19 protein-coding genes are annotated in these 21,459 nt (G+C 36.1%); 10 read left to right on the plus strand and 9 right to left on the minus strand.

Translation table 11 applies throughout. The annotated features are described in order from the left end of the window. Positions 1-65 precede the first annotated feature (65 nt). Together J0M37_12955 and J0M37_12960 are read right to left on the minus strand one after the other, a co-directional pair. The gene (locus J0M37_12955; GenBank protein ID MBN8585992.1) at positions 66-401 is read right to left on the minus strand and encodes an integration host factor subunit beta; all 336 of its coding nucleotides are present in this window, start codon (positions 399-401) and stop codon (positions 66-68) included. 28 nt (positions 402-429) lie between these two features. Next, complete coding sequence (locus J0M37_12960) at positions 430-1,002, minus strand: CDP-alcohol phosphatidyltransferase family protein (protein ID MBN8585993.1); 573 nt, start codon at positions 1,000-1,002, stop codon at positions 430-432. Between the two features lie 319 nt (positions 1,003-1,321). Here J0M37_12960 and J0M37_12965 point away from each other — a divergent pair, with 319 nt between their 5' ends. The 5 genes from J0M37_12965 (at position 1,322) to J0M37_12985 (ending at position 7,012) form a co-directional block, all read left to right on the plus strand. Beyond that, positions 1,322-2,623, plus strand: a complete 1,302-nt coding sequence (locus tag J0M37_12965; protein MBN8585994.1) for an insulinase family protein — start codon at positions 1,322-1,324, stop codon at positions 2,621-2,623. A 60-nt stretch (positions 2,624-2,683) separates the two neighbouring features. Beyond that, positions 2,684-3,991: an insulinase family protein gene (locus tag J0M37_12970; protein ID MBN8585995.1), complete on the plus strand. Its 1,308-nt coding sequence runs from the start codon at positions 2,684-2,686 to the stop codon at positions 3,989-3,991. A 53-nt stretch (positions 3,992-4,044) separates the two neighbouring features. After that, positions 4,045-5,439, plus strand: coding sequence for an insulinase family protein (locus J0M37_12975; protein MBN8585996.1), 1,395 nt, complete (start codon positions 4,045-4,047; stop codon positions 5,437-5,439). A gap of 131 nt (positions 5,440-5,570) precedes the next feature. Then, a complete protein-coding gene (locus tag J0M37_12980) occupies positions 5,571-6,545 on the plus strand; it encodes an AAA family ATPase (GenBank protein MBN8585997.1) in 975 nt (324 codons plus the stop codon). Positions 6,546-6,658: 113 nt separating this feature from the next. Then, positions 6,659-7,012: a hypothetical protein gene (locus J0M37_12985; GenBank protein MBN8585998.1), complete on the plus strand. Its 354-nt coding sequence runs from the start codon at positions 6,659-6,661 to the stop codon at positions 7,010-7,012. 68 nt (positions 7,013-7,080) lie between these two features. Here the strand turns inward: J0M37_12985 and J0M37_12990 are convergent, their stop codons facing one another. Further along, positions 7,081-8,841: a M61 family metallopeptidase gene (locus tag J0M37_12990; GenBank protein ID MBN8585999.1), complete on the minus strand. Its 1,761-nt coding sequence runs from the start codon at positions 8,839-8,841 to the stop codon at positions 7,081-7,083. Positions 8,842-9,066: 225 nt separating this feature from the next. Here J0M37_12990 and J0M37_12995 point away from each other — a divergent pair, with 225 nt between their 5' ends. The 3 genes from J0M37_12995 to J0M37_13005 all read left to right on the plus strand — a co-directional run bounded on the left by J0M37_12995 (position 9,067) and on the right by J0M37_13005 (position 12,633). Then, positions 9,067-9,339 carry an oxidative damage protection protein gene (locus tag J0M37_12995; protein ID MBN8586000.1) on the plus strand — a complete coding sequence of 91 codons (273 nt, stop codon included), beginning with the start codon at positions 9,067-9,069 and terminating at the stop codon, positions 9,337-9,339. Positions 9,340-9,962: 623 nt separating this feature from the next. Further along, positions 9,963-10,391: a T9SS type A sorting domain-containing protein gene (locus tag J0M37_13000; GenBank protein ID MBN8586001.1), complete on the plus strand. Its 429-nt coding sequence runs from the start codon at positions 9,963-9,965 to the stop codon at positions 10,389-10,391. A 115-nt stretch (positions 10,392-10,506) separates the two neighbouring features. Beyond that, the gene (locus J0M37_13005) at positions 10,507-12,633 is read left to right on the plus strand and encodes a GAF domain-containing protein (protein ID MBN8586002.1); all 2,127 of its coding nucleotides are present in this window, start codon (positions 10,507-10,509) and stop codon (positions 12,631-12,633) included. Positions 12,634-12,640: 7 nt separating this feature from the next. Here the strand turns inward: J0M37_13005 and J0M37_13010 are convergent, their stop codons facing one another. Both J0M37_13010 and J0M37_13015 read right to left on the minus strand, forming a co-directional pair. After that, complete coding sequence (locus J0M37_13010) at positions 12,641-13,060, minus strand: YjbQ family protein (protein MBN8586003.1); 420 nt, start codon at positions 13,058-13,060, stop codon at positions 12,641-12,643. Positions 13,061-13,123: 63 nt separating this feature from the next. Then, complete coding sequence (locus J0M37_13015; GenBank protein ID MBN8586004.1) at positions 13,124-14,644, minus strand: DUF3808 domain-containing protein; 1,521 nt, start codon at positions 14,642-14,644, stop codon at positions 13,124-13,126. Between the two features lie 119 nt (positions 14,645-14,763). On the opposite strand from J0M37_13015, the gene J0M37_13020 reads away from it, so the two are divergent. Next, entirely contained in the window at positions 14,764-15,987 is a 1,224-nt protein-coding gene (locus tag J0M37_13020) for an FAD-dependent oxidoreductase (protein ID MBN8586005.1), read from the plus strand. On the opposite strand, the gene rmuC is transcribed toward J0M37_13020, so the two are convergent. From rmuC to J0M37_13035, 3 genes are read right to left on the minus strand one after another with little or no spacing between them, the layout of a single operon-like run. Further along, positions 15,984-17,315, minus strand: coding sequence for a DNA recombination protein RmuC (rmuC, locus tag J0M37_13025; protein MBN8586006.1), 1,332 nt, complete (start codon positions 17,313-17,315; stop codon positions 15,984-15,986). The genes J0M37_13020 and rmuC overlap by 4 nt on opposite strands. 17 nt (positions 17,316-17,332) lie before the next feature. Then, positions 17,333-18,166, minus strand: coding sequence for a tetratricopeptide repeat protein (locus J0M37_13030; GenBank protein MBN8586007.1), 834 nt, complete (start codon positions 18,164-18,166; stop codon positions 17,333-17,335). 24 nt (positions 18,167-18,190) lie between these two features. Then, the gene (locus J0M37_13035; GenBank protein ID MBN8586008.1) at positions 18,191-18,607 is read right to left on the minus strand and encodes a GatB/YqeY domain-containing protein; all 417 of its coding nucleotides are present in this window, start codon (positions 18,605-18,607) and stop codon (positions 18,191-18,193) included. A 148-nt stretch (positions 18,608-18,755) separates the two neighbouring features. Here J0M37_13035 and J0M37_13040 point away from each other — a divergent pair, with 148 nt between their 5' ends. Further along, on the plus strand, positions 18,756-20,834 hold the full coding sequence (locus J0M37_13040; protein MBN8586009.1) for a VWA domain-containing protein: 2,079 nt from the start codon (positions 18,756-18,758) through the stop codon (positions 20,832-20,834). Between the two features lie 76 nt (positions 20,835-20,910). On the opposite strand, the gene J0M37_13045 is transcribed toward J0M37_13040, so the two are convergent. Beyond that, entirely contained in the window at positions 20,911-21,441 is a 531-nt protein-coding gene (locus J0M37_13045) for a hypothetical protein (protein ID MBN8586010.1), read from the minus strand. Positions 21,442-21,459: the final 18 nt, after the last annotated feature.

The following is a 21,459-nucleotide window of genomic DNA, read 5'->3' on the forward strand; positions in this document are numbered from 1 at the left end:
AATTTTAAAATTTTATTCTTTCAGCAGCAATTACCGGGCTTCAGATAAAAATTTTCTGAAGAAGATCAGTCTAAAGGTTTTTTGAGGAATTCTTTAAGTAATTTTCCGGGTTTAAAGTGCATTTTTTTTCTTGCCGGTACAAAAACAAATTCCCCTGTTTTCAGATTCCTGGCTTTAGGTTTTGGTTTTGTTGTTTTAACTTCGAATACACCAAAATCACGGATCTCAATTCTCAGGTCAGGACTTGCAGTCATGAGAAGCTCTCTGATACTGTCAAACAAAGCGTCAACTGCAGCCTTTTCAGAAATTTTCCTTCCTTCAAACTTTTTCGCCAGCTTGATCTCAATATCTTTTTTTGTTAATGTCCTAACACGCAGTTTCTTTTCTGTTGTTGATTCCATATCCCTCTCCATTTTAATAAGTTAAAAATTATTTATTTTTGATAAATCTTTGAAAATATGATAATAAAGACAATATAGCCAGCACTATAGAAATAAATAGCAAAACAGTATATAAAAGTTCCGTAATTTCACTATGATAGGAAAGAAAATTTCCAAACTGACCGTTTTTGGCCCCTATTGTTAAAATTGAAGTAAAAATTGCACTTCCAATAAAAAATACAGCAAGCTTACCTGTCCAGTTTGATTGTAATACTATGTTCTTTTTAGAACTTAAATATAAACCCCCTGCCAGTATAACCGCATCACGCAATACAGTGATTATTACAAACCAAAGCGGAATTATTCCTTTGAACAACAGAACAATTACAAGTGCAATTACAGTTGTTTTATCAGCAAGCGGATCGATAATTTTTCCAAGCTCACTTATTTCATTCCTGCTTCTTGCAAAATACCCGTCAAGCAGATCGCTTAACCATATTATAAATATCATAATACAGGTTAAAAGATAGTCATCATTTAACAGGAAATACAAACAAATACCCAGTAATAAAAATCTTGATAGACTTATAAGGTTCGAAATGTAAAAAAAATCTTTGTTCAATTTACCTTAACTTAATTTAGATCAGTCATTACATATATAATAAGTGCCGGAATGAATCTACAATAATTTATGCAATTCTATAAAGCAAAATAATGTTATTTAACTGTGGTTAACTTAACATTGTATAAATGTTAAAAATTAAAGAGCAGGATGTATTACTGTATAATATTTATACATTTATCTACAAATATACAAAACAAAAAATTTAAAAATTATTCATTTTTTTAGCTTTTTTATTACAAAGCACATAGTTATTTTGCTTAAATACCCGAAATTTATTCAAAAAATGGTAAAATTCTTAACAATTATTTTATATATCATGTTAATTTCTAACAGTGAAAGCCTTGTTGCCCAGATTTCAGCTATTGAATTCAGGGAATTTGATCTTGATAACGGTTTACATGTTATACTTCATAAAGATAATACTAACCCTATAGTAAGCGTTGATATCTGGTATCATGTTGGTGCAAAAGATGAAGACCCGGGAAGAACAGGTTTTGCGCATTTGTTTGAACATATGATGTTCCAGGGGTCAAAAAATGTAGGTAAAACCGATCATTTCAACTATATACAAAATGCAGGCGGCACATTGAACGGTACTACCAACCAGGACAGAACAAATTATTTTGAGACTGCACCAAGTAATCAGCTTGAACTGCTTTTGTGGCTGGAATCAGACCGTATGGCAACCCTGCAGGTTACACAGGAAAACTTTGATAATCAGCGTGAAGTTGTTAAAGAAGAAAAGCGGCAAAGATATGATAACGTTCCATATGGTTCAAGATGGGGAGAAATGATGAAAAGGCTTTTTAAGGGACAAACGTATGAATGGATTCCAATAGGCTCAATGGAAGACCTTAACAGCGCTGACCTAAATTACGCACAGGAATTTTACAGAAAATACTACTCACCTGATAATGCAGTAGTTGTAGTTTCAGGTGATATTGATTACGATGAGACAGCTTCTTTGGTTAAAAAATATTTCGGTGATATTAAACCTGCAAATACTATTAAGAACAAATACGCTAAAATTATTTTCAACCAGGGTGAAGTTAAAGATGTGATTTACGATAATGTGCAGCTTCCCGCGGTTTATATTGGTTATAAGATCCCCGGAACTACTGATAAGGATATTCAGGCACTCGAAATACTTTCAATGATACTTGGCGACGGAAGAAGCTCGAGGATATATAAAGATATAGTTTATGAAAACAAATCAGCTAAATCTGCAGGTTCCTTCATTTGGGATAATGAAATTGGTGGCATGTTCATAGTTTATGCCACCGGATTTAAAGATACAAATCCTGATTCCCTGATTAGCAGGCTTACTTCTATAGTTAATTCAATTACTACAGAACATGTAAATGATACCGAGCTTGAAAAAACAAAAAATGCCCTGGAAAACGATCACATAAACAGGATGCAGACTATAATGGGAAAAGCAGATATGCTTGCTTCCTACTGGACCTTTCATAAAAATACTTCACTTATTAATACTCATATTGATGAATTCCTAAGTGTAAGCAAAGAGGATATTTTAAATGCTGCAAAAAAATATCTAAGCTCAAACAACAGGGTTGTTTTAACTTACCTGCCAAACAAAGATAAAAAAATTAATTAATCCGGAAGTAAATATCCGGTTCAAAACTTTATAAGTTCAATAGAAAATAAGCGGAATATTTTGCAGGAAACGATCACAGATAAACAGGTTATATTCAGCGAACACACATTAAAAAACGGTTTAAAGATTATTTTAGCCCCGGATAATTCTATTCCCGCCGTAGCTGTAAATTTATGTTACCATGTCGGCTCTAAAAATGAAGATAAAGATAAACGCGGCTATGCTCATCTTTTTGAGCATTTAATGTTCGAAGGCTCAAAGAACATACCGCCCGGTGACTATGACAGGCTTTCACTTCAGGCAGGATGCGAAAATAATGCATACACCACAGAAGATAAGACCAATTATTACCTGTTAACCCCTTCTCACCAGCTGGAATTTGGTTTATGGCTGGAATCTGACCGGATGCTTGAGTTTTCAGTTACCGAAGAAAGCCTTAGGGTACAAAAAGGCGTTGTAATTGAAGAGAAAAAACAGGTTTTTGATAACAGGCCGTACGGCTCAGTCAGCCTAAAATTCGCACCCCTGCTTTTTGATAACAACGGTTACAGCTGGGATACTATCGGGAATGTAAATGATATCAAGAAAGCTGCTTTAGCTGATGTAAAAGAATTTTACGAGAAATATTATGTTCCCAATAATGCTGTATTGACTTTAGCCGGTGATTTCGAACCGGAGGAAGCTTTAAGGCTGACTGAAAAATATTTTGGACCCGTATCCTCCGGTAAATATGATCAGGATGAACTGAAAAAAAGAGTAAGTTTCACAGATAAACCAATTGCTAAGGAAATCCGAAAAGTTATTTATGACGATGTTCAGCTTCCCGGACTTTTTGGTGCTTATAAAATACCTGAAGAAAATTCTGATGAGTTCTTTGTTTTTGATATATTAACAGATATACTTTCGACGGGTGAAAGCTCAAGGCTTTATAATGAGCTGGTATATAAAAAACAGATGGTATCTGATATTGGATGCTGGGTTGAAGGCAGAGAGCTAACAGGTCTGCTGCATTATTATGCAATTCTGCTGCCTGGTGTTAGAATAGATGAAGTGCAGAATGAAATAGACAGGATATTTAATGACGCTGTTGAAGGAAAGATCACAGAACGTGAGCTTACCAAGATAAAAAACAGGATTGAAACCCGGAATATTTACAGGCTTCAGACAAATCTTTCAAAAGCTGATATGCTTTCACACTTCAAAACCTTTTACAATACACCGGGAATGATAAACTCAAACTTAAGCAGATATATGTCTGTAACCCTTGATGATATTCAAAATGCCGCAAAAAAATATCTATCAGGCAGCGGCAGGGTTATACTTGAATATCTTCCGAAGGAAGAAAAGAATAAATTTTCAAAAAATTAAATACGTTGATGTTTAAACTTAAAATCATATTTTTTTTATTATTAATAATATATATGAGCAATAATATTACAGCCCAGGATGATGTATTGGACAGGACAAAACCCCCGAAACCGGGTCCGCCCAAAGATGTACAGTTTCCGGAATATTTTGATACAACATTACCAAATGGAATAAATATACTTGTAATTGAAAATAACAAGATACCTGCAGTATCGGTCAGAATGGTATTTAAAGATGCCGGCTCATTTTATGACGGCGATAAATACGGTTTGGCCTCACTAACAGCTGAAATGCTGACCAAAGGTACATCCAACCGAACAGCAACACAAATAGCTGAAGAAATTGATTTTGTAGGTGGCAGTATAAATGCCGGCAGTGACTGGGACGGAAGCTACATTTCGTTATCTGTACTCAGGAAACATCTGAATACAGGAATTGAAATTCTTGCTGATGTTGCCCAGAACCCGGTTTTTGAAGATGAAGAGCTTTCACGTGTAAAAGAGCAGAGATTATCTTCAATATTACAGGGTAAGGATGATGCAGGTCATTTAAGCGATAAAAGGTTTAATAAAGTGGTTTACGGAACTCTGCCGTATTCAAATCCAGCTGAAGGCACAGAAGAAACTGTGAAAAAGATCACAAAAGCTGACCTGCAGGAATTTTATAAAATGAATTATTATTCAGGTAACCTTATAATTGCATTTGTAGGCGATATTACAAAAGAAGAAGCCCTGAAAATAACTGAAGAGAAATTCAACAAGCTGCCTAGAGAAGGAATAAACAGGGTAAATTCTTATAAATTTGATGAGAACAGCTCGGCAAAAAAAGTATATATAATCAACAAACCGGGCGCTGTGCAGTCAAACCTGAGAGTCGGGCATATTGGAATTCCAAGGAACAATCCTGACTTTATCGCAGTAACAATAATGAATACCATACTTGGCGGATATTTTGGCTCAAGGATAAACTACAATCTGCGCGAAAAACACGGTTTCACCTACGGCGCAAGGAGCTATTTTAATCCGCACCTGTATTCAGGTGATTTTTCAGTGGATACTGATGTCAGGAATGAAGTAACCGATACATCTGTTACATTGATCATAGAAGAGCTTAAACGGATTACAACTGAAGAAATAACAGATGAAGAGCTGACAACTGTAAAGAACTATATGACAGGTGTATTTCCGCTGCAGCTTGAAACAGCCAATGCTGTAGCATCAAGAGTAATTAACCTGAAACTATATAATCTGCCGAAAGATTATTACAGTAAATACATAAGCGCTATAAACGCACTGACAAAACAGGATATACTGAATGCAGCTAAAAATTACATCAAACCTGAAAACATCACAATTGTAGTTTCAGGTGATGCAGGTGCCGTAAAAGATAAGCTTTCAAAATTCGGCGAGGTACAGGTATTTGATGCTGACGGGAACAAGATCAATTAGCAATTAGCAGTGAGTAATGAATAATTAGTATAAGCAACAAGTAAATGGACTTTATACATAAATAACATTTAATGGAAGAAAATAAAACTGCTGCAAAAAAGCCTTCTGTAAGCACTAATGGTAATTCCGCAATGAATGATGTTGAGATGGTTAAATACCTGAACAGCAAATTTACGGAGCTGAAAAGTGAAGTGGCAAAAGTTATTGTTGGTCAGGATGCTATTGTTGACCAGATAATTATAGCAATTCTTGCCCGTGGACATTGTTTATTGGTGGGTGTACCCGGACTAGCAAAAACACTGCTTGTTAAAACGCTGGCAGATGTTTTAGAGCTTAAATTTTCAAGAATTCAGTTCACACCTGACCTTATGCCAAGTGATATTATAGGCACCGAAATCCTTGAAGATAACCGAACAACCGGCTCCAAGAACTTCAAATTCATTCACGGACCCGTTTTTGCGAATATGGTTCTTGCGGATGAGATCAACCGTACACCGCCTAAAACACAATCTGCATTACTTGAAGCCATGCAGGAGCATAAGGTAACAGCTGCAGGAACAACCTATACTCTTGATGAACCGTTCTTTGTACTTGCAACGCAGAATCCAATCGAACATGAAGGAACCTATCCCCTGCCGGAAGCGCAGCTTGACAGGTTTATGTTCAATATCTGGCTTGACTATCCAAGTATATCGGAAGAAATGGATATTATCAAATATACGACCAGCATGTATTCACCAAAGCTGAATATAGTATTAAAAAAAGATGAAATTACCATGCTGCAGGAGCTTGTAAAACGTGTTCCTGTTTCAGATAATGTAATAGAATACACAGTTAACCTGGTAAACAGAACCAGACCTGCAGGAGCAAATGCACAGAAATACATTAAGGACTGGCTTGAATGGGGTGCAGGACCTAGAGCTTCCCAGTACCTGATACTTGGCGCAAAAACAAATGCGATACTCAGCGGAAGATACTCCCCTGAAATTGAAGATGTCAAAAAGGTAGCAAAGCCAGTACTCAGACACAGGCTTATTACTAACTTCAACGCCGAAGCAGACGGAATTAAGACTACTGATATAATTGAGAAACTTTTGAGTGAGTAAGGTAGTTGAGTTGTTGAGTAGGTAAGTAGTTAATCAAATTTTGAAGTAATTTTTTGTCATGCCGAACTTGTTTCGGCATCTCTTTAGATTTGTTTAATTGTTATAAATTCATAATGAAAACATTAATATATTTTTCACTTTTTATTTCTGCCTTTTGCCTTATCGCATGTTCTGGCACAAAAATTTCTAAAAACACGAAAGATCTTAAATCATCAAAGTACTTCCGCATTCTGGCTGATGCTGATGATGACCCTATTTATGTAAAACTGCAGGATGACCTTGGAATTGACCCAAAAATGGAAAGATATACTATTATTGTTGATGTAAGAGATAATAATACTGCGATGCAATATGTATTGTTTGGTGATGAATATAATCCAACCCGATTCAGCTGGACGCAGTTGAGCGAACAGGTACGCTCTGGCTTGTTGAACTGGACCGGAAGCAATAAAGAACGGCTGGATTAACAAATAATCTTGTTGTTGGTGAAAAACTGCACATGCAGATTAGCACCAACAAAGGAATTTAAAATAAATTATTTTAACTCAAGCCACTTGTTATAGATCTTCTTCTGTAAAGCTGTGGGACTTGCCGACATTTCAAGCTTATAATTTGAAAGCTTTATTTCTTCCATACTTAGCTTGGCTTCGATAAGTTTATTATTCCTGAAAGCTGTAACTGTTATTCTCTCGCCGGTTTTTAATTCACGAATGCGTTTTTCTGCTTCTTCGTAGCTTAGGCGGCTTCCGTCAACAGCAATTATTTCATCACCGCTTAGCAAACCTGCTTTTTCAGCGGATGAACCCGCGATAACTTCTTCGATAATAATTCTATTTTCGTTCTTGGAACACTTTAAGCCTACTATTGGCGTAATAACAGAGTCGCTGTGAGTTAAGACTAGACCTGCATACCCAAGATATTTTTCCCATTCAATTGGCTTAACGCCATAAACGTAATCATCAAAGAATTGCTTAAGTGATCTCCCGGCGAATTTTTCACAGGTCTTTCGGAAGTCATCATTTGTATAGCCTTTTTCATCAAGCGGGAATTTTTTGAACATGTAGCGAAACACATCATCCAGTGAATGTTCATTCTTTGAAGCATTTCTTATTTCCATATCGAGCACTATACAAACATGTGAACCTTTCGAATAATAATCTGATTCAGAATTGTAAGAATTTGCAGATCGTTTCCAGAATTTGACCCAGGCATCAAAGCTTGATTCAGTTAAAGGCTGAATTTTATTGCCGGGCCTGCGGCGCTCATCATCAACACCTGCGGTAATTTCCTTGTAGAAGTTTTCAATGCTCATCTGCCCTGTTCTCACCAGCATAAGCCCGTCGTAATAACTGGTTCCTCCTTCAGCTATCCATAGTTCCGATGTATAGTTTTCCTTCGTCCAGTCATACGGCGTCAAGCCTGCCGGCTTTAGCTGCTTAACATTCCATGTATGGAAAAACTCATGTGATATCAGCCTCAAAAACGACTCATACCCGGCTTCGGTCTCAAACGCCTGAGGCTTAACACCAACTACAGTTGAGTTAATATGCTCTGTACCGCCTCCGCTTTGCGGTGTGCAGTGCACAATAAAAGTATAATGTTTGTACGGAACACTTCCCCAAAACTCGAAATTCTTTTCAATGATAGTGGTAAAATCTTTTATCAGTCTTTGTTTATCATATTTAGCTTCGCCAAAGAAACTGATTGTATGCTTAATTCCCCTTACTTCAAAATCAAAATCAGTTTGCGTGCCAATTTCAAGTGGGCAATCAGCGAAGTAGTCATAGTCAGGGGCGAAAAAAGTATTTGGTTCATTATTGTAATTTTCCAACCCTGTAGTAACATGCCAGTTTTCATAAGGCTCAACTTTAAGAATTAATGGCTTTTTATAAAACTTAGGTGCAAACATGAATACTGCCAGGTTATTAATAAATCCGTGCTCACTATCTAATCCGCGTGTACGGGAAAGAAAATCATTTGCAAACACTTTGTATTTAACAATTATTGAGTTTCCGTTTTTTTGTATCTGCCAGGTTGCTTTATCTGTTTTTTCCCATTTAAGTTGTTTACCCTTTTCATTTTCAGCGGTAAACTCCTGAACACCACCTGAAAAATCAAAAATTAAATATCTTCCTGAGCGCCAAGCAGGCATTTTAAGCTCAAAAAATTTATTTTGTGCCGGTACATTACTGATCTCTATTTTAACATGAAAAAAATGTGAAGAAGGGTCCGGCATAGAAAGTGAATATTCGACAGGAAAATTTTTTCCATTAGAAACGGTGCGGGATTTTATCATTTGAGTTATAACACTAAAAATTAAAATTATAAGAAATAGCTTCATTGTTTACTAAAATCGTTATAAAATTATTGAAATTTAATTTATAAAATCATGCACTAAATTTTTAACTCAATTAATGATATAATTATCAGGAAAATTGAATCCTGCTTAATCTATACAAATATTTCCATATTAAATATTATCAAAATTTGTCATATTACATCAAATAACAAATCAATAGTAATGAGTGAAAGAATAATAAAATGTATCAAATTAGGAACTGAACTTCCCGGATTAGACGCTCCCCCGCTTCCAAATGAACTTGGTCAGCGGATATATGAAAATGTTTCAAAACAGGCTTGGCAGGAATTTCTTGAACATTTCAAGATGGTAATAAATGAATACCGCCTTGATCTGACTAGTCCCTTAGCTGACCAGGTATTTGAACAAAAAGCCGATGAGTTCTTCTTTTCTGACAATTATAAGATGCCTGAAGGCTACATTCCGGAAAAATAAGCAAAAAAATAACTTATTCACGTTAGATTTTTTATAAAATTATGCTTGTTTTTAGAAGATTTATAATTATATTAGGGGTAAGTCGGGGATAAAATTTAAATAAAAACAGCATGAAAAAGAATTTACTGTTTTTCATCGGAATACTATCTATAATAACTTCTGCTGCAATATCGCAGCCCAGTTCACCAATATTGGTTGAGCCTCCAAAAGATGTTGATGTTGCATTAGCACCCGTAACTTTAGAATGGAATGAAGTTGCCGGAGCGCTATGTTATAGGGTAGAGATTTATACCGACACAACCAGTCCTGATAAATTTACCGGTACATGTAATGCACCTACATCACATTTTGATATTCCGATATCAGAAACAGAGATGAATACAACTTATTACTGGAGAGTCTTCGCCTGCAGCAATGAAGGCTGGAGCGCTCCTTCAGGATTTTTTGCTTTTACTACACAGGCAACTGATGCTGTTGGCAGTATTGAAAATCTGACAGACGGAGTTATTGACCTCATTGCTGATGAGGAAATAGCTGCACCTTTCGGCAACCAGCTTATTCACAGACTTAATAAAGCTAAAACAAGACTGGACAACAACAATGAATTCCTTGCTTTGATAGAAATGGCTTTATTTAAAGCAAGAGTAATTATTTTACGATTTTCAAACCAGATAGACCAGGAAACTTACAATTCATTAAATTACAGCTCCGATGGTGTAATTGACCTAATTGTAGATGAAGAGAGCAGACCCGGAACACTACCAAGTGCTGAAGATTATTTAATACCTAAAAATTTTGACCTGAGCCAGAATTATCCGAATCCGTTTAACCCGAGCACAACGATAGAATATTCAATTCCAAAAGACGCGAATGTAACTATGAAAATTTACGATGTACTTGGCAAAGAAGTTGCTACACTTGTAAATGAACAGAGATCAGCAGGAACTTATATCATAAACTGGAACGCTTCTAATTTCAGCAGCGGTTTATACTTCTACAGGATCACAGCAGGTGAATTTACCGATACAAAGAAAATGTTTCTTATCAAATAAAATCACCGGAAATACAGTTTACTTTATTAAAGAAGAGTGTTATTTTATAATAACGCTCTTCTTTTTTTAGGGTATACAGGTTAATTCAACAAAAAAAGGGAACCAACAGGAATATTTGGATTTCAGTAACTTAAATATCAGACCGGACAGTATTTCGACTGAACATAATTCAGATGAACAGGCAATTCAATATCATTCTGTTCTGCTTGATCTGAAAAAAATGGATAAAGCTGATCTACATGTATTTCTGAAAAAAGTACTGGATGTAGTATCAAATACTTTGGATGTTGAACGTGTTTCGATCTGGTTTTTTAATGAAGGCAGAACTTCTATTTACTGTGACTATCTTTATCTTAAAAAATTCGGTGAATTTGCCAATGAGACTACACTTACTGTTGAGGATTATCCCAATTATTTCAAAGCAATTGAATCAATGCTATATGTGGCAGCTGATGATGCACGTACGGATATTAATACCTGTGAATTAAGTGAAAGATATTTAAAGCCCCGCGGTATTTATTCAATGATGGACGTTCCGGTTTACTTTAACGGTGAAATTATTGGTATAATTTGCCATGAAGAACAGGATAAATTAAGGAACTGGAAGCGGGAAGAAATTGATTTTGCTACGGCAATTTCGACCCTCGTTTCAACATCAATAGAAATTGACTTTGGCAAAAATAAAGAAAAAGAATTTCATGAAAGCCAGAGATTTCTTTCAACACTTATAAGTAACCTGCCGGGGTATGTTTACAGGGTTAATAAAGATGGAGACACCTGGTCAATTCAATATATTAGTGATGGTGTTTACGACCTGACCGGATACAAACCTGATGAGCTTACGAGGAATAAAGTTCTTTATTACTCGATGATGGTTAATGAAGAAGATAAAGCTTCAGGAAGAGAGATAATTTCAAAAGCGCTGGCTGCCAAACAACCCTACAGGATAAATTACCGGATAAGTACTGCTGAAAACAAGATCAAATGGGTCTGGGAGCAGGGACGCGGCGTTTACGGTGAAAACGATGAGCTGATTGCCACAGAAGGTTTTGTAACTGATATCACAGAAAAAAAGCTGTTTGAAGAAGAGATAATCAAAAAGAACAACGAGCTTTCTGCTATATATAACTTCGGCAGAGCACTAAGCAGACTGGCAGAACCGGATGCATTAATAAATGATATAGGCAGCATGCTTATTAAGCTGTTTAACGGAGAAAATATATTTATTGCTCTATACAACGAATCAGATAATGTAATATCATATCCTTTTTATGTCATGGATAATGAACGGAAAGATATTGAAAGCCGTATGTTTGGCTCAAATCTTTCTGAATTCATTATAAAGTCCAGAAAAGGGATGATACTGAATGAAAATCTGGCTCAATCACTTAAAATATTGGGAATTAATTACAACGAAGATAACGCAAAAGCTCTTTTAGCTGCCCCTATGATCGCCGGAGAAAAAGTTATAGGCGTAATAGTTATTCAGAATTATAAGCTTGAAAATTCATACACCCAAAGCCAGCTGGAATTACTTACAACAATTGCTTCACAGGCAGCTATTGCTCTGGAAAATGCTTACCTTTATGCTGAGGTCACTAAATCACTCCGCGAAAAAGAACTCCTGCTTCAGGAAGTACATCACCGGGTAAAAAACAATCTGCAGGTAATGTCCAGCCTCATAAAGCTGCAATCAAGGTACCTTCAGGATGATAAAATGCTGGAGATACTGAAAGAAACAGGGGGCAGGATACAATCCATGGCAATTGTTCATACTAAAATTTATAATTCCAAAGACTATGAATATATTCAGTTTGGTGAGTACGTAAAAAACCTGGTAGAAAATTTCCAGAGCGCATACGGTTATAAGCTTAGGAATGTAAGGTTCAAGATAAATATTGGTGAGCTAAAGCTGAATATAGATACAGCAATTCCGTGCGGACTGATAATTAATGAGCTTATATCAAATTCTGTTAAATATGCGTTCCCTGATGGCGGTGAAGGTAAAATTGATATATCTGTAGAAAGAGTAAACGGAAATATTTTTAAGCTTGTTGTAAAAGATAACGGAGCCGGTTCTGAATTAGGCAAAGAAATTAAAAATTCCGATACTTTGGGAATTCAGCTGATAACTTTACTTACCAGGCAGCTTAACGGTACAATTGATATCAGCTCAGAACCGGGCAAGGGTACTGAATTTGAAATTACATTTGAAGAAGCTATTTATAAAGCAAGAAGATAATCATATACTATTCACCAATAATTTTCACAAGCACTCTTTTTTTTCTTTTCCCGTCAAACTCGCCGTAAAATATCTGTTCCCAGGGTCCAAAATCAAGCTTGCCGTTTGTCACTGCCACAATTGCCTCCCTGCCCATTACTGATCTTTTTAAATGTGCATCAGCATTATCTTCCCCTGTATTGTTGTGTTTATATTGGGTGTATGGTTTTTCAGGCGCAATGTTTTCGAGCCATTTATCAAAATCACTGTGCAGTCCGCTTTCATCATCATTAATAAACACACTTGCAGTAATATGCATAGCATTGCACAGCAGGATACCTTCTTTTATACCGCTATCGGCCAGGCAATGTTCTATATCCGGAGTTATATTAATATATGCTCTTCGGGAAGGTGTATTGAACCACAGCTCTTTCCTGAATGATTTCATTGAAAATATAATATTTAGTTAAATGATTTAAAGCAAATATAATATATCACATTAATTAAATCATTACCTGTTATTTAAATAATTGATATATCTCATATCAAGAAAAACCTCAAAGTCAAAATCTGAAATACTGCTCATTTCATCAAATAAATCATCTGATTCCTTGATTTTACCTTCGAGCCTGTATATTTTTCCAAGCTCAAACATCGCATGCGGCTTTAGCCACGTTTCTGCTTCAACAGATATATTGATACATTTTTTATAATTTTCTGCAGCAGATCTCAGGTCGTTTTTCAGGAAAAAAGTATTGCCAAGCTCAAAATATACCTTAGCAATATCATCTTCACTCAGCTTTTTTCCTGAATACTCCGGGTTCAACAAATTATTATAAGTAACCAAAGCTTCATCAAGCTTGCCGCATTCCCGCAAATTCATAGTTACTATAAGCAGTGAATCAAACTTATTCAGTCCCCTGCCCTTCCTCTGCTCAGCCAGTCTATAGAAAAACTTTTCACCTTCACCATCACGTTCATTAATATAATTTTCCCTTACTTTCGAGTAATTTTCGAGAGCTTTCAGCCTGTTCCCGGATAACTCATACGAAAGCCCGAGAAGAAATAAACTTACATTATATCTGTCATCGTTGTGCACATATTTCAAATGTTCTTCAAAATTCCTGATTGCTTCATTGAAATTATTTTTTCTGAAATACGCTGTCCCAAGCAATGAGTAAGCCCCCTTTTTCATTTCATTTTGCAATGAATTGGTATTCAGCCTCAGTGCTTCATTTGTAAGCTCAATCGATTCATCCATTCTGCTCATCTGCTGATAAAGGCTGGCAAGAAAAAGCCTGAATACGGGGCTTTGCGGATATTCTTTTACAAGCTGCCGCATAATGTTCACTGCTTCAAAACTTTGTTCTTCACGCTCTTTGATTGAAAAAAATGAGAGGTAAACTCTTGATTCCACTGAAGTGAATTTACCTTTTTCATAAGAAGTTTTAAGATATTGTTTGCCTTCCTTTAAATTTCCTTCAAAACCTATAATAGAAAGCAGCCATTGGTATTTTCCCGGAACAAAACCGATTGCGATCTTATATAAACCAAGCCCCATATAAGCATCGTAATAACCGGGATTTTCTTTCACAAGGTCACTTAAGATCCTGTACCCGGTTTTACCGCTGAATGCTGCTCCAATCAGATTTTTATTAAGGTTCAGCATTAAAAGAGACCTATAGCTGTGTGCCAGCCCAAGAATGTACATTGAATCGTAATCTTTTTCATTTTTATCCAGTTTTTTCTCGGCTATTTCTATAACTTTATCACTCAATTCCAGAAACCTGAGATAATCATCATTGCTTCTGCTTGGCAATGCTTTATAGAAATATATTTGGGATGAATAGAATAAAGGTCTCAGATCTTCAGGATCTTCCTTTTGAAGACTGTTAAAAAAGTTCTCTGCTTCATCAAACTTCAGATCGTAAATTAAATCCATGCCGGCTTTGATTTTTTCATCTGGAATAGCCGCTTTAAGTGAATTCAGTTGTATTAAAAATACTATAAATACCAGTAAATATCTTTTCATACCTGCTTAACAATAATTTAAGAAAATAAATTCCATTTTTAAGCAAAAAATTGCATTTTTTTATATTTTAAGTAACTTTTAATCTTGCTATTTTTGTATAGAAAAGGTTAAACATAAAGATGAAAAAGAAACTAGTTGTTTTAGGCAGCGGCTTTGGCGCGTTCAGCGCATTAAAAGAGCTTGATACAAACCTGTACGATATAAAAATAGTCAGTCCCCGTAATCATTTCCTTTTTACATGCCTCCTCCCAAGCACCACTGTAGGCACCATTGAATTCAGAAGCATTATTGAACCGATCAGGAATATAAAAAATGCAGTTTATATCCAGGCATTCTGCAGTAAAATAGATGAAGCTGCAAAAATAATTTACTGCGAAGATACTGATACACAGAAACAGTTTACACTAGATTACGATATCCTGATTATTTCAGTGGGTGAGATAACAAATTCATATAACATTGAAGGTGTTGAAAAATATGCTTATTTCTTGCGGGAAGTTGCAGATGCCAGAAGAATAAGGATAAAAGTAATTGACTGCTTTGAAAATGCATCTATTCCGGGTTTAAGCGAAGAGGAAAAGAAAAGCTTTCTTAGATTTGTTGTTTGCGGAGGCGGCCCTACCGGTGTGGAATTCGCAGCAGAGCTTCATGATTTTATCGAAGAGGATGTAAGGAAGAAATATCCCGGGATGGAAAATGATATTGAGATAATTCTGATAGAAGCAGGCGATAAGCTGCTAAATTCATTTGATGAAAAACTTTCAGAATACACACTTAAGATCTTCAAAAGGCAAAAGATAAATGTTAAAACAAAATCATATATAACCAGGGTAACAGAAAAAGAAATTTATGTAAACGACGGCAAACACTTCAATTACGGTTTGCTTGTATGGGCTGCCGGGAATACTGCTACCGGACTTATCAGAAACAGCACTTTGCCAAAGAACAAAAGAAATAAGCTTGTAATTGATCATTACCTTAAAGTATTGGGCACAGAAAATATTTATGCACTGGGTGACTGCACTGAAATACCGGATGAACCTTTCCCGGTAACAGCACAGGTAGCACAAAGGCAGGGAAAATATTTAGGTAAAGCACTTAATAAACTTGCAAAAGGTAAAGATATAAAACCTTTCAAATATAAAGACCTTGGTATGCTTGCATACATTGGCAGCCATAAAGCGCTTGCCAATACAACACAGTATAAAGGAAGCGGATTTGCTACGTGGATATTCTGGAGAAGCGTTTATATAACCAAGCTTGTGAGCTTAAAGAATAAGATCCTGGTACTTTTTGACTGGTTCAAAACATTTGTGTTCGGAAGAGATGTGAGTAACTTTTAAGGCAAAAGCTTTAATTCACTTTGATCATCATTTTCGTTATCTTCTGCTGAGCGGTCAACTATCCTTGGGTCAATATTTTTAGTAGCTTTAGCACCCATTAATTTCAGGTTTTCTGCGCGGCTTATTATATTGCCTCTGCCTTCAGAAAGTTTTTTCATAGCACCCTCATAACTTTCATTGGCTCTTTTCATTCTGGTGCCAACCTCGATCAGATCATCAACAAACCCCGAAAGCTTATCGTAGAGCTCACCGCCTTTTTTGGCTATTTCAAGCGCATTCCTGTTCTGTTTTTCCTGTTTCCAGATACTGGATATTGTACGTAAAGTTGCAAGTAAAGTAGAGGGACTTACAATTACTATATTTTTTTCAAATGCATCATAAAATAACGCTGCATCATTCTGCACTGCAAGTGCAAATGCAGGTTCAATTGGAATGAACATAAGCACAAAATCCAGGCTTTGCAAGCCGTACAGATTCTGATAATCCTTTGGACTTAACCCTTTTATATGCCTGCGAATTGAATTAATATGTTCACTCAGTGATCTTTCTTTAATTGACTTATCTTCGGCAGAACAATACGCTTCGTAAGCTGTAAGTGATACCTTAGAATCAATAATCATGCTTTTATTATCAGGCATATTTACAATTACATCTGGTCTTAGATTAGAGCCATCATCAGATTTAATAGTTTCCTGGATGACAAATTCCCTGCCCTTAACAAGACCTGATTTTTCCAGGATACTTTCGAGTATGTATTCACCCCAATTACCCTGTGTTTTTGTATCGCCTTTTAATGCACGTGTAAGGTTATTTGCCTCTTCTGACATTTGTTTATTCAGCTCATGCAGAAATTTCAGCTGTTCTGCCAGCGCAGCGCGCTCTTTGGTCTCGGTAATATAAACATCATTTACTTTTTTCTCAAAATCAGCAATTCGCTCTTTTAAAGGTGTTAGTATCGTATCCAGATTTTCTTTGTTCTGTTCTGTGAATTTTCTGCTTTTATCTTCAAGGATTTTCCCTGCGAGATTCTCAAATTCTGCAGTAAATTTCTTTTGAAGATCAGCAAAATCATTTTTTTGTTCAATAAGCCTGGATTCAAGGTTGTCATTATTTGCTTTTGCTGCTGCCAGCTCACCTGTTAGCTCTATTACTTTTTTACGCTGTTGTTCAGTAAGTGAACCGGCATCATTGAGCTGCTTTTCTTTTTCGGCTAAATTAAGTTCTTTTTCAGAAAGTTTGGAAATTAATGCAGATTGTCTGCTCTTTGAAATAAAATATCCAAGCAAAGCACCTATAAGCAATCCCGAAATTAAGAGTATTATTTCCATTTTAATTCAGTTTGTTTTTATTTTCCTTTTTTTTCTTTAGCTTCCTTAAGATAACCGCTCATTGTTTCAGTTAAAGCAGGGTCTATCCGCAAACCTTTTTCCATATTCATAATTGCGTTATCATAATCGCCTTTATACAGGTAAGCTATTCCCATCCGGCAATATGCCTCAGCTGAATTGGGATCAAGTTCAAGCGCTTTATTAAAATCAGCAATAGCCTCATCATACTTCTGCATTTCACGGTAAATTGCCCCGCGGGTATTATAAACATCTACCCTGTTTGGCCCGTACTCAACAGCCTTGTTCAGATCATCAAGCGCACCGGTTGTATCTCCGGAAAACAGCCGCATAGAGCCCCTGTTCCTATATGAATCAACGTGATCAGGCTTTATTTTTATTGCTTTATCAAGCAAAGCCAATGCTTCTGAAGTTTTGTTTTCACCGTAGTATATAACTGACATTGAATTTATTGATACAACATCATCCGGATTCAGCTCAAGTGCTTTTTGATAGCTTTTTATTGCTTCTTCGCCATTTTGCAGATAAACATAAACAGTGCCCCTGCCGCTGTGGGCTTTGTAGTTCTTGGGATCCAGCAATATAGCTTTTTCGAAATCACTAAGCGCTTCTTTTATCTTTTTCAAAAAGATAAGAGTGTTTCCGCGGGAAATATATCCTTTTACACTATCGGGATTGTATTCTATATATTTTGAATAGCTGAAATATGCGTCAGCAAACCTGCCTTCATTAAAATACTCTTCACCTTGCGTAAATAGTACCTCTGATTCCTGTGTAAATACCGGAACGCTTATAAGTAAAAATAATATAACTAATTTTAGTATGTGTATCATTGAATGATATTTTTCAGGATTACCTTATGATACAGATTTAGCTTTAACAGTCTCGCTTACAAGTCTTCCGTCATACAAGCCATTATATTTTTCCTTGAAAAATGGCATGATCTCCTTCATTGTTTTGCCTTCAGCTATTAAGCCTGATACAATTTCTTCGATCTTTTCCCTGCTAAGCTGTGCTGGAAGGTAAGCTTCGAGTATCTTCTTCTCTTGATTCAGCTTTGTAACAGCCTCATCTGAAACACCAAGCGCTATTGTATCATCGGCGTTTTTAATGAATTTCCTGATTATTTTAAATTCATCATCTTCAGTCATTTCTTTTCCGCTTTTGGACTGGGTGAATATTTCGGCATAAAGTGTTGAAAGCAGATTGGCTTTCACAGTTTCTTTGGCAAGTTTTGCCTGCTGCATGTCTTTTCTTATTGTTTCTATCAGCATTTTAATAATTTAAAGTAAAATTTCACTAATTCTTTAAAATTATGAACATTTCTCGAAATTTAAACTGCCTAAATTTATCTATATTAAATATTGTAAGAACAATTCCTTAAATGATGTATTATATTTGTAATAAGAAAGGAGATGATTTATGACAATAAGATCTCTTTTTACCCTGTTTATATCCATTCTTACCATATCTTTAAGCAGCCATTTATATTCAAACGGAGTTTCAGTTGTAAATGCAGCAACAGGAATTTACCTGAAATTAACATCCAGTGATGTGTTAGTTAATTGCGAAAGCCAGGTTTCTGTTGTAACTGCAACTCAGATATTTCTTAATAATTTAGGCGCGGATAAGAATATCAAATATGCATTCCCAATGCCTGAAGGAGCTAGTGCAATAAGTCTCAGGTGGAAAATAAATGGCTTATGGTACCAGGCTCAAATTAATCCAAATTCACAGGATACCGGTTTACCCGGAGGTTCTATGAACAATAACCTTAAAACACATTTAGGTTCAACACCTTTATTCTTTACAATACCACAAACAGTTAAAACTGACTCCAGTTTAATAGTTGAACTTAAATATGTAAAGCTTCTTCCTTATTCATTCGGAAATGTTACATTTACATTTCCAAACAACTACAGTCTTATCCAGACAGCAATACTGAACAGCCAGGTTCTTGATTTCAATCTGTCATCACCAAGAACAATAGACAGTATCAGGCTTGTAAGTACTCAACCGGTCACAGAATTTTCCAATAACGGAACCACTGCACACATAAAAAGTGTACTTATGGAATCAGCTGCAAACCAGAATTATTCCGTTAAGTATTCGCTGAACCTGAACCAGCTTGGTTTGTACAGTTATTCAACCTTAATACCCCAGGCGCAGCTGCCGGACTCTCTGGGTGGATTTTTTACATTTATTGCTGAACCCGATCCGGGTTCCAACCAGGTTATAAAAAAAACCTTCACGCTTATAGTCGACCGTTCAGGAAGCATGAGCGGAGATAAGATAATACAGGCAAGAAATGCAAGTAAATTCATTGTGAATAATCTGAATGACGGCGACAAGTTCAATATTGTTGATTTTTCGGACAATGTGCTCTCGTTCCGTCCGGGACATGTAAATTATACAAACCAGTCTAGGGATTCAGCTCTTAATTATATCAATGCATTTATAGCAAGCGGAGGTACAAATATTTCCGGAGCATTTTCAACAGCAGTACCGCAATTTTCCACCAGCAATGATAGTTCTGCGAACATTATTATATTCTTTACTGATGGTCAGGCTACTTCAGGCATCACTAATACAACACAATTGCTGGCACATGTTAGAAATCTGATTATAAGTACTGAAACTAACATATTCCTTTATTGTTTCGGAATCGGGAGCGATGTTAATGTTCAGCTGCTGACACTATTAGGTTCTCAAAATAAGGGTCTGGCTGAATTTTTAGGTAACGATGAATTATACAGCAGAATAACTGATTTTTACCTGCGTATAAGAAATCCAGTTCTGCTATCGCCTACAATCTCATTTTCTCCTTCAAATGTGATAGAAGTGTATCCTTCGCCTCTGCCAAATTTGTACAAAGGGCAGCAAATGATAGTATCAGGAAGATACCTGCAGCCCGGACCGGTAACTGTAACTTTAAGCGGATATGCTTTTAATCAGCCGGTTTCATACCAATACAGCTTTAACAGGATTGATACAGCAGATTCACGGTACCAATTCCTAACTAAAATATGGGCTAAACAGAAAATTGATTACCTGCTGGTACTTTATTATGCTTTAAATCCTAGTGACCCGGCTGCATTGGCTTTAAAAGCTCAGATTATTCAAATAAGCATTGCTTATGGCGTTCTTTCACCGTTTACCAGCTTTGGTTCAGTAACAGCAGTTAATGAACCGGTAAATGAACCAAATATTAATGCTGAAACTTATGTACTAACGGGGAATTATCCAAATCCTTTCAATCCCTCAACTACCATTAAGCTTCAGGTGAATAAACAGATATTTAAAACAGCTTATGTAAGGATCTATAATATTACCGGTCAGCTTATAAAAGTAATAAGGTTTAATATAAACGGTAAAGGAATTTATGAGATTCCATGGGATGGCACTCTAAGCACCGGATTAAACGCTCCTTCCGGTGTATATTTTTATGTTATTGATCTTGGTGAAATCTTGCTCAACAATAAAATGGTTCTGCTGAAATAAAACTGAACTTAATTTATAAATCAAAAAGCCTCTTAATTTAAGAGGCTTTTTGATTTATAGTGATTCTTTAAGAATATTATTTGACAGTTTGCTGCCTGCTTACTTCTTCCCATGCATTAGGTGAAAAAAAGCTGTATGATTCCCGTCTGTAAGTAGCATAATAAGCATAGCCCCACAAGGGGGTATTTGGATAGTAATACAGGTTTTTAGTATTGATATCCAGTACTGAAGGAAATTCAGCTGCAGCAAAATGTTTGGGGCAGTACCTGCTTAGATACCCGGCAAGCTCTGCTGAAATGTTCTGAGTAATAATTAAAGGATATACAACCAGCATAGCTCCAAAGCCTAATGGCGGACCTGTTCTGTGCCTGTTGGCTAATGAGAACATTTTTTCGCTGTATAAACGCAGCTCTTCTCCGGTAGCTCCTTCAGGCATATATTTAGCGCAAATATAACAATCCACTTTTCCGAATTTAGTGACTTCTACCCTGCTGCGTTTAAATACCCGGTCAGTTCCTGCCTGTTCATTAACGCTAATTGCTTCGAAGCCGTAATATTTCAGCCAGCCTTCCAGCATATGGAAATATTTTTCAGATATATCAGACATATTTAGAGATTACAAATT

The sequence above is a fragment of the Ignavibacteria bacterium genome (assembly GCA_017303675.1).
GTDB lineage: Bacteria > Bacteroidota > Ignavibacteria > Tepidaquicellales > OLB5 > OLB5.

Bases quoted from the DNA above. Each gene is read 5' to 3' on its own strand.
- rmuC (MBN8586006.1), bottom strand. From the start codon at position 17,315: ATGGAAATAATACTCTTAATTTCGGGATTGCTTATAGGTGCTTTGCTT.
- J0M37_13045 (MBN8586010.1), bottom strand. From the start codon at position 21,441: ATGTCTGATATATCTGAAAAATATTTCCATATGCTGGAAGGCTGGCTG.
- J0M37_13000 (MBN8586001.1), top strand. From the start codon at position 9,963: ATGGCTTTATTTAAAGCAAGAGTAATTATTTTACGATTTTCAAACCAG.
- J0M37_13010 (MBN8586003.1), bottom strand. From the start codon at position 13,060: ATGAAATCATTCAGGAAAGAGCTGTGGTTCAATACACCTTCCCGAAGA.
- J0M37_12975 (MBN8585996.1), top strand. From the start codon at position 4,045: ATGAGCAATAATATTACAGCCCAGGATGATGTATTGGACAGGACAAAA.
- J0M37_13020 (MBN8586005.1), top strand. From the start codon at position 14,764: ATGAAAAAGAAACTAGTTGTTTTAGGCAGCGGCTTTGGCGCGTTCAGC.
- J0M37_12990 (MBN8585999.1), bottom strand. From the start codon at position 8,841: ATGATAAAATCCCGCACCGTTTCTAATGGAAAAAATTTTCCTGTCGAA.
- J0M37_12985 (MBN8585998.1), top strand. From the start codon at position 6,659: ATGAAAACATTAATATATTTTTCACTTTTTATTTCTGCCTTTTGCCTT.
- J0M37_12980 (MBN8585997.1), top strand. From the start codon at position 5,571: ATGAATGATGTTGAGATGGTTAAATACCTGAACAGCAAATTTACGGAG.
- J0M37_12965 (MBN8585994.1), top strand. From the start codon at position 1,322: ATGTTAATTTCTAACAGTGAAAGCCTTGTTGCCCAGATTTCAGCTATT.
- J0M37_13015 (MBN8586004.1), bottom strand. From the start codon at position 14,644: ATGAAAAGATATTTACTGGTATTTATAGTATTTTTAATACAACTGAAT.
- J0M37_13030 (MBN8586007.1), bottom strand. From the start codon at position 18,166: ATGATACACATACTAAAATTAGTTATATTATTTTTACTTATAAGCGTT.
- J0M37_13040 (MBN8586009.1), top strand. From the start codon at position 18,756: ATGACAATAAGATCTCTTTTTACCCTGTTTATATCCATTCTTACCATA.
- J0M37_13035 (MBN8586008.1), bottom strand. From the start codon at position 18,607: ATGCTGATAGAAACAATAAGAAAAGACATGCAGCAGGCAAAACTTGCC.
- J0M37_12955 (MBN8585992.1), bottom strand. From the start codon at position 401: ATGGAATCAACAACAGAAAAGAAACTGCGTGTTAGGACATTAACAAAA.
- J0M37_12995 (MBN8586000.1), top strand. From the start codon at position 9,067: ATGAGTGAAAGAATAATAAAATGTATCAAATTAGGAACTGAACTTCCC.